General features: G+C 37.2%; 12 protein-coding genes and 1 CRISPR repeat array. Of the genes, 9 read left to right on the forward strand and 3 right to left on the reverse strand.

Annotated elements, in window-relative coordinates; genetic code table 11:
• Positions 1-150 precede the first annotated feature (150 nt).
• Positions 151-4,494, forward strand: a complete 4,344-nt coding sequence (gene cas9, locus BGO42_RS09095; RefSeq protein ID WP_273246834.1) for a type II CRISPR RNA-guided endonuclease Cas9 — start codon at positions 151-153, stop codon at positions 4,492-4,494.
• 117 nt (positions 4,495-4,611) lie between these two features.
• Positions 4,612-6,756: a CRISPR direct-repeat array (repeat unit 36 nt; unit sequence GTTGTGGTTTGATTAAAGATTAGAAAACACGATATT).
• A gap of 112 nt (positions 6,757-6,868) precedes the next feature.
• Here cas9 and cas2 read toward each other — a convergent pair.
• The 3 genes from cas2 to BGO42_RS09110 form a co-directional block, all read right to left on the reverse strand.
• Positions 6,869-7,198, reverse strand: a complete 330-nt coding sequence (gene cas2 / locus BGO42_RS09100) for a CRISPR-associated endonuclease Cas2 (RefSeq protein WP_177733092.1) — start codon at positions 7,196-7,198, stop codon at positions 6,869-6,871.
• Positions 7,174-8,073 carry a type II CRISPR-associated endonuclease Cas1 gene (gene cas1 / locus BGO42_RS09105; RefSeq protein ID WP_177733095.1) on the reverse strand — a complete coding sequence of 300 codons (900 nt, stop codon included), beginning with the start codon at positions 8,071-8,073 and terminating at the stop codon, positions 7,174-7,176. Before cas1 ends, cas2 begins: the two co-directional genes overlap by 25 nt.
• Before the next feature lie 106 nt (positions 8,074-8,179).
• A complete protein-coding gene (locus BGO42_RS09110; protein WP_502686365.1) occupies positions 8,180-8,503 on the reverse strand; it encodes a helix-turn-helix domain-containing protein in 324 nt (107 codons plus the stop codon).
• Between the two features lie 218 nt (positions 8,504-8,721).
• Here BGO42_RS09110 and BGO42_RS09115 point away from each other — a divergent pair, with 218 nt between their 5' ends.
• From BGO42_RS09115 to BGO42_RS09150, 8 genes are all read left to right on the forward strand, one after another.
• Complete coding sequence (locus BGO42_RS09115; protein ID WP_273246836.1) at positions 8,722-8,937, forward strand: hypothetical protein; 216 nt, start codon at positions 8,722-8,724, stop codon at positions 8,935-8,937.
• Positions 8,938-8,967: 30 nt separating this feature from the next.
• Positions 8,968-9,195: a hypothetical protein gene (locus BGO42_RS09120; protein WP_177733101.1), complete on the forward strand. Its 228-nt coding sequence runs from the start codon at positions 8,968-8,970 to the stop codon at positions 9,193-9,195.
• A 210-nt stretch (positions 9,196-9,405) separates the two neighbouring features.
• Positions 9,406-10,623 (forward strand): lanthionine synthetase LanC family protein, encoded by a 1,218-nt coding sequence (locus BGO42_RS09125; RefSeq protein ID WP_273246837.1) that lies wholly within the window; start codon positions 9,406-9,408, stop codon positions 10,621-10,623.
• 14 nt (positions 10,624-10,637) lie between these two features.
• A complete protein-coding gene (locus BGO42_RS09130) occupies positions 10,638-12,863 on the forward strand; it encodes a lantibiotic dehydratase family protein (RefSeq protein ID WP_273246838.1) in 2,226 nt (741 codons plus the stop codon).
• A gap of 11 nt (positions 12,864-12,874) precedes the next feature.
• Positions 12,875-13,771: a thiopeptide-type bacteriocin biosynthesis protein gene (locus BGO42_RS09135; protein ID WP_273246839.1), complete on the forward strand. Its 897-nt coding sequence runs from the start codon at positions 12,875-12,877 to the stop codon at positions 13,769-13,771.
• A 66-nt stretch (positions 13,772-13,837) separates the two neighbouring features.
• The gene (locus tag BGO42_RS09140; protein WP_273246840.1) at positions 13,838-14,419 is read left to right on the forward strand and encodes a pseudouridine synthase; all 582 of its coding nucleotides are present in this window, start codon (positions 13,838-13,840) and stop codon (positions 14,417-14,419) included.
• A 9-nt stretch (positions 14,420-14,428) separates the two neighbouring features.
• Positions 14,429-14,878 (forward strand): tRNA (cytidine(34)-2'-O)-methyltransferase, encoded by a 450-nt coding sequence (locus BGO42_RS09145; protein ID WP_177733111.1) that lies wholly within the window; start codon positions 14,429-14,431, stop codon positions 14,876-14,878.
• 124 nt (positions 14,879-15,002) lie between these two features.
• Positions 15,003-15,437 (forward strand): VOC family protein, encoded by a 435-nt coding sequence (locus BGO42_RS09150; RefSeq protein WP_177733113.1) that lies wholly within the window; start codon positions 15,003-15,005, stop codon positions 15,435-15,437.
• Positions 15,438-15,604 lie beyond the last annotated feature (167 nt).

Genomic DNA, 15,604 nt, shown 5'->3' on the forward strand with positions numbered 1-15,604 from the left:
TATAGCCTTATTGTGATAAGATTAAAGATTAGAATAATTTTTTCACATTTCAAATGTAATAAAAAAATGCTTGACTTTTATTATGGAAATCCGTAAACAAACAATACTAATTTTTTAGTAGCTTTAAAATTCTTAAAATTTTAGAATGTCATGACGAAAATATTAGGATTAGATTTAGGAACAAACAGTATCGGTTGGGCGGTTGTGGATAAGGATGGAAATGATTTTACTTTATTGGATAAAGGTGTCAGAATATTTTCTGAAGGAGTGAAATCAGAAAAAGGTGTAGAGAGTTCCCGCGCTGCAGAACGCACCGGTTATAGAAGTGCCAGAAAAATTAAATACCGCAGGAAATTAAGAAAATATGAAACTCTTAAAGTGCTTTCTGTAAACGGAATGTGCCCGTTGACTGTTGAAGAAGTGGATGAATGGAAAAAATCAGGGTTTAAAACATATCCGCTTAATCCGGAATTTTTAAAATGGTTGCGTACCAATGAAGATGAAAATATAAATCCGTATGTTTTTAGGGATAAGGCAAGTAGGCAAAAAGTTCCTTTATATGAATTTGGAAGAGCGCTGTATCATATAGCGCAAAGACGCGGTTTTTTGAGTAATCGATTGGATCAATCGGCAGAAGGGATAATGGAAGAGCATTGTCCGGTTATTCAGACAGCGATTGAAGATCTGAATACTATAGATGAAATGAAAACGGAATTAAAAGACTATTTTTTTAATACAGGAATCCTTGATGAAAGTATAAAAGGTGGCTTTAAAAAAGATTTAGATGAAGGGGAAACTAAATTAAAATCGCTTTACAATGCCCTAATTGGCATTGTGAAAAAGAATGAAAATGATATTGCTAAAGCAAAAGATGAAGTTATTGCCCGTTTAAACAGGAAAGAGGATTTAGGAGCTGTTAAGCGAGTGATTGGGGAAATCTCCCAAGCAATGAAAGATGGCAACTTTGCTACTCTTGGACAATATTTTTTTAGTTTATATAGTAAAGATAAGATAAGAAATAAATATACGGCGAGAGAAGAACACTATTTAAAAGAATTTGAAATACTGTGTAAAATACAAGGAATTGACGGGATTAATGAAAAAGAACAATTACCAGAAAAAAGATATGTTGGATTGGCTAAGGAATTATACAAAGCGATTTTCTTTCAACGACCTTTAAAATCTCAAAAAGGATTGATTGGAAAATGTTCTTTTGAAAAAAGTAAGTCCCGTTGTGCTATTTCTCATCCTGATTTTGAGGAATACAGAATGTGGACTTATTTGAATACCATTAAGTACGGAACACAATCAGAGAAAACCCTGCGTTTTTTATCACAGGATGAAAAAATGAGTTTAGTATCTAAATTTTTTAGAAAAAAAGACAATTTCAATTTTGAAGATTTAGCTAAGGAATTAATTCCGAAAGGCACTACATTCGGATTTTATAAATCTTCTAATAAGAACGAGTTTCATTATTGGTTCAACTACAAACCAACAGATACGGTTACAGGTTGTCCGGTTTCGGCTTCCTTGAAAAATGTAATTGGTGAAAACTGGAAAACAAAGACTTTTACCTATGAAACATTAAATTCAAAAGCCGAGCGTGTGTCAAGGACTGTAGATTATAAAGATCTATGGCACTTGCTTTCAGTTTCGACTTCTGAGGTTTATTTGTATGAATATGCCAAGGACAAATTAGGTTTGGATGATAAGGCTTCTAAGGCATTCAGCAGAATTCGGCTAAAAAAAGATTTTGCAAGTTTGAGTTTAAATGCCATTAATAAAATTTTGCCTTATGTGAAAGAAGGTTTGTTATATTCTCATGCAGTATTTATGGCGAATATTGAGAATATTGTAGATAAGGAAATCTGGGAGGATATCACTCAAAGAAAATATATTCAAGATAAAATCGCTTTAATTATTGAGAATCATATCTATGAAAATAGTTTGCTCGAAGTGGTAAATTCGTTGATAAAAGATTGTAAAACGGACAATTGTTATTATTCAAAAGAAGCGGAAACAACCTATAAGAATGATTTGAATAAAAAACTTATAACGTTCTTTAAATACAATAAAATGGAGGACGCCGGTGAACAGCAATCGCTTTTGGATAAGCTCTTTCCAATCTTTATTGAACAATTGAAAGCGTATGAATTTATAAAGATCAAGCGTCTGGATGAAAAAGTTTTTGAGTTTTTAAATGGCGAAAGCGAAGATGGACAAGTATTTTGTATGAATGAAAAACGTTTAAAAAAACTATACCATCCGTCTGATATTGAAGTTTTTAAAAAGAAAACTATTAAAGATGCATTTGGAAATGAGAAAATAGTTCTCGGTAGTCCATTAACTACATCCATTAAGAATCCTATGGCAATGCGTGCGCTGCATCAATTGCGAAAGGTCTTGAATACCTTGATTTTTGAGGGGCAGATTGATGAAAAAACAAAAGTTCATATCGAAATGGCCCGTGAGTTAAACGATGCAAACAAACGAAAAGGAATTCAGGATTATCAAAACGAGAATAAGAAGAAAAGGGATGACGCAATCAAGGACATTAAGAAACTTTATTGGGAAGAATGTAAAAAAGAGATTGAACCCACGGATGATGATTTACTGCGTTATCAGCTCTGGCTGGAACAAAACAGATCTGAGATATATGAAGAAGGCAGGAACATCAGTATTTGTGATATAATTGGAAATAATCCCAAATATGATATTGAACATACTATTCCAAGAAGTATCTCACAAGATAATTCTCAGATGAATAAGACACTTTGCAGTCCGAAATTTAACAGAGATATCAAAGGGAATAAAATGCCGGTTGAATTAAGTAACTATTTAGAAATTCTGCCCAGAATAGCACATTGGAAAAAAGAAGCAGAAAATTTAAGCCGGGAAATTGAATTAATTACACGTTCCATAAAAGGAGTTGCAACTAAAGAAGCAAAAGATAAAAAAATAAGAAGAAGACACTTTTTAACTTTAAAAAGAGATTATCTGAAAGGGAAATACGAGCGTTTCATTTGGGAAGAGCCGAAAGTAGGATTTAAGAACAGTCAAATTCCGGACACCGGAATCATCACCAAATACGCCCAGGCATATTTAAAATCGTATTTCAAAAGAGTGGAAAGTGTAAAAGGCGGCATGGTTGCTGAGTTTAGAAAAATTTGGGGAGTTCAGGAAAGTTATCATGAGAATGATAAAAAGTATTTTCTTGAAAAAGACAGGAGTAAGCACACCCACCACACTATCGATGCGATAACGATAGCTTGTATGACTAAAGAAAAATACGATGTGTTGGCTACTGCCTGGACTTTGGAGGATAAAGAACAAATAAATGAAGCCCGAAAGTTATTGGCTGATTCAAAACCCTGGAAAACTTTTAAAGAAGATTTAAAAAAACTGGAAGAAAAAGTTTTAGTGTCACATCACACACCGGACAATGTTAAAAAACAATCTAAAAAAATTGTTCGGATTAGAGGGAAAAAGCAATATGTTGCAGAAACGGAAAAGGATGCTAATGGTAAAACAGTTGTAAAAAAAGATGTTAACCAAAAGATAGTTTATAAGTTAGACGGAAAAGGTAATAAAATACCAAGATTGCAGCAAGGAGATACTATCCGGGGATCATTACATCAGGATAGTATTTATGGTGCTATAAGAAATCCGTTAAATAATGAAGAAATCCGCTATGTAATTCGTAAAGATTTAGAAAGTATCAAAGCGACTGATCTGGAAAATATTGTTGATGAGGCAGTAAAAGAAAAAGTAAAAAAGGCTATTGAAAATAAGGTACTGTTAATTTCTTCAAATGCACAGCAAAAAAACAAGCTTAACGGAACGGTTTGGATGAATGAAGAAAAAGGGATTGTAATAAAGAAAGTCAGAATATATGCTAATTCTGTAAAAAATCCTTTAGAGATAAAAGAGCATAGTCCATTGTCGAAATCGAAATATAAGCATAAACAAAAAGTTTATGGACAAAATGATGAGAACTATTGTATGGCTATTTATGAAGGATTTGATGAAAACGGCAAAGTTAAAAGGAATAATCTTTTGATAAATATGTTTGAAGCAGGTAAATATCTTAAATCAAGCAATGATGCTAAAAAATATTATCCAATTGCTCCCGAAAAAGACGAAAATAACTTTGCTTTGAAATATCTTTTGATTAAAGGGAAAATGGTTCTAATGTATGATAAACAACCTGATGAATTATATGAAATGACCACAAGAATGCTGTCTGAACGGTTATTTGAAATAACTCAATTAGATGTTGAAAGTTCTTGCATTAAATTATTATTTCATCAAGAAGCAAGAGAAAAGAAAATTATAACTGAATCAATGGGATTGAAAAAAGGAATGAAAGGTGGGAAAAATATAGGAGAACAAAAGAAATTTCCCTGGATTAAAATTAGTCCCAATACATTTGATTGCTTGGTACAAGATTATGATTTTATAGTTACATCATCAGGGGGAATTATTTTTAAATGAATTAGAGAAAAAGTTGATTATGATGGGGTTTTATATTTGTAAACAACTGAATTTTAATGAAAATGAAAAATATTTTGTTAACGAATTTTTAGTTTTTCAAAAGCTTATAAATACACATTCATGATTTGATTAAAGATTAGAAAGCACGATATTCGATTCATCTGATATTTTCGGCAAGCCTATGTTGTAGTTTGATTAAAGATTAGAGAACACGATATTTTTAGCAGACGTAGTTCCTACACCGGATTAGTTGTGGTTTGATTAAAGATTAGAGAACACGATATTCCAACAACACCCGTTGCAAAGAAAAGCAAGTTGTGGTTTGATTAAAGATTAGAAAACACGATATTCGACTGATTTTGAATAACTGAATCAGCTATGTTGTGGTTTGATTAAAGATTAGAAAACACGATATTCTCCGTGGTTTGAAACCGACAGGGAGGTTAGTTGTGGTTTGATTAAAGATTAGAAAACACGATATTTTCTCTCACCAAATTATTGATGAAAAATGGGTTGTGGTTTGATTAAAGATTAGAAAACACGATATTCTTTTCATCGCGTCATACAGTTCGTCAGCGTTGTGGTTTGATTAAAGATTAGAAAACACGATATTCATGCCTTTTTTATCGTAAGCGGATACTATGTTGTGGTTTGATTAAAGATTAGAAAACACGATATTATCTGCCTTTTTCATTGCCGTTGATTACGCGTTGTGGTTTGATTAAAGATTAGAAAACACGATATTATTAGAAAAGGAACGTCTACAGCTAAGGAGGTTGTGGTTTGATTAAAGATTAGAAAACACGATATTAAGTTACTAAGCACTTACAGAAAAGACAAGGTTGTGGTTTGATTAAAGATTAGAAAACACGATATTCGAAGTCGACTACCAAAATCAGAAAAATAGGTTGTGGTTTGATTAAAGATTAGAAAACACGATATTTACGAGCAGAATCTCGATTTAATCAACGAGGTTGTGGTTTGATTAAAGATTAGAAAACACGATATTTTAAATGGCATGATTGGGGAGCTGCATTATGTTGTGGTTTGATTAAAGATTAGAAAACACGATATTATGTCGTGAATGTATATGATAGGTATTCAAGTTGTGGTTTGATTAAAGATTAGAAAACACGATATTTCTTTATTGACTTTTGCTTTTATGTTTCTAGTTGTGGTTTGATTAAAGATTAGAAAACACGATATTTCGTCCGTTTGATTTCAACTTTAAGTTAAGGTTGTGGTTTGATTAAAGATTAGAAAACACGATATTTTATTGCAAAATTCATTCTTTTAGGCTCTAGTTGTGGTTTGATTAAAGATTAGAAAACACGATATTATTATATGATGTGAAAGCAATAGCTGGGCAGTTGTGGTTTGATTAAAGATTAGAAAACACGATATTGTTCAAGTGTTCCAATTTGTTTATTTTGTAGTTGTGGTTTGATTAAAGATTAGAAAACACGATATTTGGCGTATTTTTTTTATTTCATTTATTCGAGTTGTGGTTTGATTAAAGATTAGAAAACACGATATTTTCTTGTGAATTTTTAAACTTCTTAGGTATGTTGTGGTTTGATTAAAGATTAGAAAACACGATATTCTTCCAAAAACTCACGTCTAAAGTCCGTAAGTTGTGGTTTGATTAAAGATTAGAAAACACGATATTGGAGAAACGTACAGAACTCCATACACCATAGTTGTGGTTTGATTAAAGATTAGAAAACACGATATTGTATTTGCATACACAAAAAGGGACGCGCAGGTTGTGGTTTGATTAAAGATTAGAAAACACGATATTGTAGGTTTGATTGTCAATGTACCATGATGTGTTGTGGTTTGATTAAAGATTAGAAAACACGATATTTATACTTCTTCTTTTTCTTCAAGAGAAGTGGTTGTGGTTTGATTAAAGATTAGAAAACACGATATTTTTGGCGAAAATAAAGATCTGCGTCCCCGTGTTGTGGTTTGATTAAAGATTAGAAAACACGATATTTTCACCTTTTTTCTTGTTAGGTTTTGATAAGTTGTGGTTTGATTAAAGATTAGAAAACACGATATTTGATATAGGTTTAGTATACCTGGATAAATAGTTGTGGTTTGATTAAAGATTAGAAAACACGATATTTATTCCTGTGTTAGTATCTTGATAATCTTTGTTGTGGTTTGATTAAAGATTAGAAAACACGATATTTTGGGGGATATTGTAAGGTGAAGGTATTTGTTGTGGTTTGATTAAAGATTAGAAAACACGATATTAGTTGCGTTTTTAGCTTCTGATTATTAAGTGTTTAAAAGTAAATATCGTGATAAAAAATGCTTCTTTTTTAGAGTGATAAGCTAAGCTTGAAGCATTTTTTTATTTCTAAGGTTAAAACAATTCCAGTTGTGTGGGTTGCGGCGCTTTGGGGACTTCTGCTTTACCCCAAAAATTAATGATATTTCCAAACTGTTTGTCGGTGATCCTTAAAACACTCACTTTTCCTAAAGGCGGGAGTAGCTTATAAATCCGTTTTTCATGAACATCAGCACTTTCACTACTCGCACAATGCCGTATGTAAACAGAATACTGCATCATCGAAAAACCGTCCTTTAACAGGCTGTTTCGAAAACCGGAAGCATTTTTCCGGTCTTTTCTGGTATCAGTTGGTAGATCAAAAAATACAAACAGCCACATTACTCGGTATCCGTTAAGTTCCATAACGAAGGATATTTGATCTTTTTGCGGCTTCCTGTAAAACATTGCTGCAGTGAACTTGCCGTTTTTTGCAAACCCACCATCAGCGGACTTTTTTCCTCTTTAAAATAAACCGTTCGGGTTAACACCTGCAGGAGTTCCGACTTTATTAGCGTATTTAATTCCTCTTCATCATATTGCTGTATGACTTGATAAACCAGCTCATCTACAGCCGGGCGAAAAGGCTCCATGATATCATCGGCAAGTGCAAAAGCATTGTATTTGCTTTTATGATGAATGCCCAAAGTGTTCAGCAGGCCGCTTCCGGATAAAGCCCTGGCAGTAGCGGCTCTTAATATGGCGTAGCCGTAGTTAAAAAAGTTATTCGGATATTCGCCAAAACGTTCCCTTTTAAAACTGTGCTCAAAAAAGGACTTCCAGTATTGCGATGCTGCGACACCTTCCATATTGCTGGAATCGCCGCTGAGTACCTTACCGGCCAAAAACGGAAACGTATTTTTTTGCCTGGTGATTTTTTCCAGAAGTAATCCCTGATTCTTAATTTTCTCGACAACGGTTTGCTGCCATAATTGCTTTTTTAGCGGTAAAGAAGCCTCAATCTGGTTTCGGAATATTTCCTGTTGGATATGATGGCTGTTAAGATTCAGAAACATCCCGTTGGGCAGATGACTTTTGCCGCAAACAATAATCGCAGTATTATTTTCGATAAGCAGGTTCATGGCAGGAATGCTTAAATAAACCTCGGGATTATCAATAACAAGAAAACCGATATCTTCAACAGGAATAAAACTTTCCCGGATCTCGGATTGTAAAACCAGCTGGAGATTTTTTGTAGTAATACGGGTTTTGTTTTCTACAAGAACGGTACGTTTAATCATAGTTTTAATTTTTTAAGGTGCAATACCTTATAAAAAGAGCTAAAAAAAACGAAAAAGCATTACGGAAAACCGTACCCTGTTTGTTGGGCAATGCATATTAAACCGCTCACCGTTCTTTCTTCAGCAAAGCAATCAGTTCATCTTTTTCCTGCAGCCGTTTTTCATACTGCTCGATCAGTTTTTTATAAACGTCATTCAAGGCTTTAATACTATCCAGGATAATCTCCTTATCCTTTCTTTTTTTAGGATCGGTTCCGTTTTTATGTTTGGCTAAAAAGCTTTTGGGTTTCACTTCAAAAATCAAACTCAACTGTTCGATATGGGAAGCCCACGACTGACTTTCACCATTTTCAATACGGGCATAGGCAGATTGCGATATACTGAGTTTTTCGGCTACTTCTTCCTGCGAAAAGCCTTTTAATTTTCTCATATGGCGAATTTTTTCCCCGACTGTTCTGTTCATGTATACTGTTGTTTTCTGCTTCTAAAAATAAAAAAAATAAAGGTTATCTTATAAAAAAAGGGTAGAATTACCCTTAAATCGCATAAGAGAGTGCTTTTTAAGTCGTTAAATTTGGAATTATTAAGGCTTATTTCAGAAAAGGAAACACAAATTAGAACAATAATAATCATTCAAAATGTACCATTATGAAGAAACTTAATCTTAAGAAAAAAATTGTTTCCGTATTAACGGATAAGGAAAAAGCAGCCATCCAGGGTGGTGGAACAAACGTAACCTGTGCCAGCTTTGCAACAGAAATAAGATGGACCGAAGACCCTTGTGTAGTGCCGCCGCCGCCAACAAAAAGATGTCCGAATGACGGGATCACACCGCCAACCAGCGATCCGATATTCGTGCCTTAAAACTACCGTAACCAATCAAACTATTATACAATGAAACGATTAAACCTAAAAAAGAAAGTGGTTTCCGTATTAACGGATAAAGAAAAAGCAAACATTCAGGGTGGAGGAACAAACGAAACCTGTGCGAGCTTCGCAACAGAGATAAGATGGACAGAACAGCCTTGTGGTGTACCTGTTACCAGATTAGAGTGCCCAAGTATTAAAGTGGCTTGTGTAACACATTTAGTGTGCCCTACAACTACTCTTGAAGAGATGTAGTAAACAGACAAAATAAAATAGCAGTAATGTATTTTACTATAATCTTTTAAAGATAGCAGTACAGGTGTTGAACCAAAAGAGAAGATTGTTCTCTTCTGCCCAAACCGGTTAAAAATACAATTACTTCATAATGAACGCTATTTTAAACCGTTGAAGAGTTGCTGTTCTTCAACGGTTTTGTATTTAAATAAATAATCTCACAACACCACTATGGAACTGGAAGGCTATAAAGAACTAAAAGAAATTACCGACTACTTACAAAATCCGGAACAGGTTTTTAAAGAAGAAAAAGCCGCCAATATTGCATTGCATTCCGGTTTGTCTGGTGTTATCATAACATTGGTAAACATCCGTAAAAAATTCCCGGAACTGGTTGATCCGGATATCATCCGGCAATATATCGCCAAAACCTACGATATCCTTTCCGAAAGTGAAGCCTTCTATCCGTCATTTTGCGGTGGTCTTGCCGGATATGCCTATCTGCTGCACCTGCTCAAAGAAGAACAGGTCCTGGAAGGCGACTACAGTGAAGTACTCGCTGAAATTGATGAAATCCTTGACGAACATTTTGAAATAAACCTCGAAGAAGAAGATATCGATATTCTTCACGGTGCGATGGGACTTGGCTTGTATTTTATAGAAACGGGCAAAAAACAACAGGTTGAAGCATTGGTTGACAGACTTGCGGGGATAGCCCAAAGAGAAGGCGATCAGTGTTATTGGAAAACATTCGATCACTATAAAACCCGGAAATACAAAATTGATTTCGGACTGGCACACGGCAACGCCGGAGTACAATATTTTCTGGGAAAATGCATTTACCACAACATTAAAGCCGATGCCTGTAAAGAGCTGCTCCAGGCCAGCCTTAATTTTTACAAAAACAACACCCAGAACCACAATGCGATACAATCGTATTTTCCGGTACACATACCGGAAGAAAACTATCTCGATAAAACCTACGCGCCCGAAACATCCCGAATGGCCTGGTGTTACGGCGATTTAGGCATCTTATATACCCAATTGTTTGCAGCCGATATTATGGATATGCCGGATTTGAAATTGGAAATAATCGGACAATTGAAGCAAACAGCCCAACGAAGAACCAAAGAAAACACAATGCACAACGATGCCGGATTTTGCCATGGCACCAGCGGACTGTCCATTATGTTTCAAAACATATACCAGCTGACGAAAGAACCTGAATTTCTGGAAACAGCCCAATACTGGCTGCAACAAACGCATGCTTATAAAAACAGCACGGCAGCCTATGATGTGGTTGCCTACAGACTGTTTGAAGGAAGCCGGAAAAATGAGATTGATGTTACACTGCTGGAAGGAATTTCCGGTGTGGCAGCGGCCTATCTGGCCAATCTTACAACCGGAGGAACAACCTTATTGGACAAAACACTATTCTTAAGGTATTAAGCGATAACACCATTATGAAAAAGAAGAACATACGCTATAACAGGTTTGATAAATATGTTTTGAGAACACCGTTAATGCCGGTCAATTTCCTGATGGAACTCACCCGGCAGGCAGATACTCCTGACGAAACAATACAGCAGCAGTTCCGGGATCCGGTAGTCCGGGAAGCCATCTTCCTGGCATCGCCGGTACTCTATAAGGAAATTGAAAAATGGACGGAAGGAAAAGTAGAAGACCCTAAAGAATGCAAAAAAATAAAGCTTTCCTTCCTGAAATATTTAACCCGGATGGCATTCCGTCCGACACCTTTCGGACTTTTTGCCGGTTGTAAACTGGGAAGTATTACAGAAAATACCCGTATTGAAAACAGTGATTTTTCTAAAAACAAGCGCCATACAAGGCTGGATATGAATTTTGTCGGGGCTTTAAACCAATCCCTTACCGCGAATAAGAACATTCGGGAACAGCTGCAGTATTATCCCAATTCGAGCCTTTACTTTATTGGGAATAACATCCGTTATGTGGAATGTATCTACCAGAATACAAATCGTTCGCATCATCTTATCGAAATAGAAACCTCCGATTACCTGAACGACTGCCTGCAACTGGCCAAAAACGGTGCCGATAAAGCGGCATTGGTAAAGTTGCTGGCAAAAGAAGACATCACTGTGGAGGAAGCAGCCGGATTTGTAGATGACTTAATTGACAATCAGATTCTGGTTAGTGAAATGGAACTTTCCGTTTCCGGCGAAGAATTCATCCGGCAGACCATCAAAACGTTAAAAAGACTAAAGGACACGGAAAACCTTATTGCCATTCTGGAAGAAACAGCACAAAAAATAGCAGCACTGGATCATTCCATTGGAAATGATCCGAAGGAATATGAAGCGCTGCTGGCAATACTGAAAAAATTTGACATTCCGTTTGATGAAAAATACATCTTTCAAACCGACATGATTCTCAATACCAGCCATAACACGCTGGGAGAAGGCACTACCGCACAGCTTCAAAAAGGAATTGCACTGTTAAACAGAATGACCTCGCGCATGCCCAATCTGCAACTGCAAAAATTTATAGACAAATTTCAGGAACGCTATGAAGACCGGGAGGTGCCGCTTGCTTTGGCACTTGATAACGAGCTCGGTATCGGCTATCCGGTAAACAGCTATAAAGGCAACCTGAATCCGTTGTTAAACAAAATTTATATTCCTTCCGGCCAGCAGACCAACAGGCAGCGGGAAATGAAATGGTCGGCAGTAGACAGTATTCTTTTTGGTAAAATGAGAACGGCTCAAGCCAATAAAGAATATACCATTCAGCTACAGGATGAAGATTTTAGCAGCTTTGAACCAATATGGGACGATTTACCGGATACGATTTCGTCCATGACAGAAATTGTAACCAGTGGTGACGAACAGAAAATTGTCATTAAAACGGTTGGTGGTTCCGGTGCGGCCAATTTGTTCGGCAGGTTCTGTCTGGGCGATCAGGAGCTTCATGAATATGCCAAAACAATCATCGAAAAAGAAGAGGCGCTAAACAGCGATAAATTACTGCCCGAAATCATACACCTTCCGGAAAACAGAGTAGGGAATGTGCTGATGCGCCCTGCCTTCCGGAAATTTGAAATACCCTATCTGGCTTCTTCCGGAAAAACGGCAGACCATCAGCTCCCGATTGAAGATCTGGTTGTTTCCATAAGGGATAACACTGTTGTACTCCGTTCGCTGAAACACAATAAAGAAATCATTCCCCGTTTAACCAACGCTCATAATTACTCCCATAACGCCTTGCCTATTTATCACTTTTTGTGTGATTTACAGTCGCAGGGAAAAAGAGGCGGTTTGTACTTTACCTGGGGAGGACTGCGTGATGAATATCCTTTTCTGCCAAGGGTCGAATATGAAAACATCATCCTTTCCAGAGCCAAATGGAAAATAACCCATAAAGAAGTGGAAAAACTGTTAGCCATCGATGCGGTATCGGAGATCGGTACCATTACCGAATGGCGCAATGAAAGGAATATTCCGCAATATGCCATTTTGGTGGAAGGCGACAACAAGTTGCTGATCAATTTTGAAAACCTGACCTCTTTTCAGATGCTTGCCACGGCAGTAGCGAAAAGAAACGTTTTTGAAATAGAAGAATTCCTGTTTTTTGAAGATGCCGTGACCAGAGGCAGTAAAGAGGACTATTTTGCAAACGAGGTGGTCTTTTCATTTTATAAAGAATTAAATTAAAAGAAGTGAATATGGATACGACTATAAAACAATCATTTCTTATTGGTGACGAATGGCTGTACTATAAAATATATACCGGCTTTTCCACGACCGACACTATTCTGACCCATCATCTTCATGCGGTCATTACCGGTTTGCTGGAAGAAGGAATACTCGATAAATGGTTTTTTATCCGCTATACCGATCCGGACCATCACATTCGCCTGCGGGTGCATTTGGTCAATACGGAACAGTTGGGAAAAGTAATGCTTGCCTTTCAGGAATGCCTGCGTAATTTATGGGAACAGAACAGCATCTGGAAACTGCAGACGGATACCTACAGCAGGGAGCTGAAACGTTACGGAGCTACGCTGATAACGGAAGCCGAAACAATTTTTTTTCACGACAGCCATTGTATCACGGCCGCTTTAACTGTTTTGGAAGAACCGGAAAGTGAAAATACCAGGTGGATCTTCGGAATGGCTTCCGTTGATACTTTTTTAGATACTTTCGGTTATCCGATTCACGAAAAGCGGACAGTAATGGAAAGCCTGAGAGAAGGTTTTTTTAAAGAGTTTAAAGTGGATACGCCTACTAAAAAAGACTTGAGCGCCAAATACAGGGAACACAAAAATGAGATCGCTGCTTTTATGAAAACCGAAACCGGCGCACTAAAACAGCTGTTAACGGAAAGGAATACCCGATTAGCAGAACCGGTAGTAGCCATTCGGGAAAAAATACACCACAGCGGTAAAACGCTGAATGATTTGCTGGGCAGTTATATCCACATGAACATGAACCGTTTGTTCCCGTCCAATAACCGCCAATGTGAAATGATCATCTATGACCTGCTTTGCAGCTATTACACCACTGAAATGGCAATTGCCCAAAAACAGCAGCTCCAAAAGGAAGCGGCTGCACCGCTATAGCATTCCTCCGGATTGCAGTAACCGGCACCAGCCAAAAAAGTGTATTTTTGCCGCAAATTAATTGTTATGCCGCACCGCCACTTTCTGATCCACAAACCGCACGGTTATTTAAGTCAGTTTATTTATGAAAAGAAAAGACATAAAAAACTACTGGGGGAACTTTATGATTTTCCGGAAGGAACTATGGCTATCGGAAGGCTGGATGAAGATTCGGAAGGCTTGCTTTTGCTCACTACCGATGGCATGATGAGTGAAATCGTGCGCAGTAAAACCGTAGAAAAAGAATACTACGCCCAGGTGGACGGTGTGATCACGGCAGAAGCCATTGCCCGGTTGCAAACCGGCGTTGAAATAGGCTTTAAAGGCATCCGCTACACGACAAAGCACTGTGAAGCCGGCATTCTAAATGAATTACCCGATTATATAGGCGAAGGAAGACGAATTCGGGATGAACGCCATGGCCCTACAAGCTGGCTATCCATTACCTTAACCGAAGGCAAATTCCGGCAGGTGCGCAAAATGACAGCAGCTGTAGGATTTCCCACCCTGCGGTTGGTCCGCGTTAGGGTAGGAACTATATCTTTGCAAAATCTTAAAGCTGGTGCGGTGCGGGAAGTAGAACACTTTTCGCTACCCGGGGCATTATAAAATACCGTTATGTTAAATATTGTTTTAGTAGAACCTGAAATCCCGAACAATACGGGCAATATAGGTCGTTTGTGTGTGGGCACCGGAAGCCGCCTGCATTTAATCCATCCGTTCGGATTTGAAATTACCGATAAGAACCTCAAACGTTCCGGATTGGATTACTGGGTACATCTTGACTGGTTCGAATACCAGTCGGTTGACGAATGGAAAGCGGCTGTTCCCGATTTATCCCGCGTTTTTCTGTTTAGCTCCCATAGCACTGTTTCGTATCTGGATGCCGAATTTCAGGATGGAGATTGGCTGGTTTTCGGAAAAGAGAGCGTAGGACTCAGTAAAGAAGTGCTGGCACTTTTTGAAAAGCAACTGACTATTCCGATTTCGCCATTGGTAAGAAGCTATAACCTGGCCAATTCGGTAGCTTTCGCTGTTGGCGAAGCAAAAAGACAATTGCGAAAATAATACGGAATAACCGGGTATTTGTCATAATTGTTTAAAAAACAACAATAATTTTAGCCAAAAGATTTGAACATTGGTTACATTTGGTATTGCAAAAATGAACCAAACAAACAAAAACAAACAAATTATGGCAAATGTAAATCCTTATCTGACATTCAACGGTACGTGTGAAGCGGCCTTTGATTTCTATCAATCCGTATTTGGAGGAGAATTTCCGTATAAAGGGAAATATAAAGATATGCCGCCCGGAGAATATCCGCTTCCGGATGCTGAAAAAGAAAAAATCATGCATATATGTCTGCCAATTGGCGGCGGAAGCATGTTAATGGGAAGTGATTCTTCCGAAGCTTTTGGAAAAGCCACCACTATGGGTGACAATATTGCTATTTCCATCAATACTGATTCCGAAGAAGAAGCGACGCGTCTTTTTAACGGACTTTCGGCAGGAGGAAAAATAACAATGCCTTTGGACAAAACATTCTGGGGAGCATTTTTTGGCATGTTTGTAGATAAATTCGGAATTCACTGGATGGTCAATTACGATTACGAACAAGCAGAATAAAACAGCGAAAAAATATAAAAGCCAGTGCAATCGCACTGGCTTTTTTTATTTAAAGTGTCCCGTCCTGAAATAAGTTGACACAAAATCGACTTATTATGAAAGACACAACAACAACGCGAGTTAAGCGTACTCAAAAGGATTATAATATGGCTTTTAAATTAGCTGTA

Origin of the sequence: Flavobacterium sp. 40-81 (assembly GCF_001898245.1) — a bacterium.
Taxonomy (GTDB): Bacteria; Bacteroidota; Bacteroidia; order Flavobacteriales; family Flavobacteriaceae; genus Flavobacterium; species Flavobacterium inviolabile.

Excerpts from the sequence above, each read along its gene's own strand:
- cas2 (WP_177733092.1), bottom strand. The coding sequence starts at position 7,198 with ATGGAACTTAACGGATACCGAGTAATGTGGCTGTTTGTATTTTTTGAT.
- BGO42_RS09125 (WP_273246837.1), top strand. The coding sequence starts at position 9,406 with ATGGAACTGGAAGGCTATAAAGAACTAAAAGAAATTACCGACTACTTA.
- BGO42_RS09115 (WP_273246836.1), top strand. The coding sequence starts at position 8,722 with ATGAAGAAACTTAATCTTAAGAAAAAAATTGTTTCCGTATTAACGGAT.
- BGO42_RS09120 (WP_177733101.1), top strand. The coding sequence starts at position 8,968 with ATGAAACGATTAAACCTAAAAAAGAAAGTGGTTTCCGTATTAACGGAT.
- BGO42_RS09110 (WP_502686365.1), bottom strand. The coding sequence starts at position 8,503 with ATGAGAAAATTAAAAGGCTTTTCGCAGGAAGAAGTAGCCGAAAAACTC.
- BGO42_RS09130 (WP_273246838.1), top strand. The coding sequence starts at position 10,638 with ATGAAAAAGAAGAACATACGCTATAACAGGTTTGATAAATATGTTTTG.
- cas9 (WP_273246834.1), top strand. The coding sequence starts at position 151 with ATGACGAAAATATTAGGATTAGATTTAGGAACAAACAGTATCGGTTGG.
- BGO42_RS09145 (WP_177733111.1), top strand. The coding sequence starts at position 14,429 with ATGTTAAATATTGTTTTAGTAGAACCTGAAATCCCGAACAATACGGGC.
- BGO42_RS09135 (WP_273246839.1), top strand. The coding sequence starts at position 12,875 with ATGGATACGACTATAAAACAATCATTTCTTATTGGTGACGAATGGCTG.
- cas1 (WP_177733095.1), bottom strand. The coding sequence starts at position 8,073 with ATGATTAAACGTACCGTTCTTGTAGAAAACAAAACCCGTATTACTACA.
- BGO42_RS09150 (WP_177733113.1), top strand. The coding sequence starts at position 15,003 with ATGGCAAATGTAAATCCTTATCTGACATTCAACGGTACGTGTGAAGCG.
- BGO42_RS09140 (WP_273246840.1), top strand. The coding sequence starts at position 13,838 with ATGCCGCACCGCCACTTTCTGATCCACAAACCGCACGGTTATTTAAGT.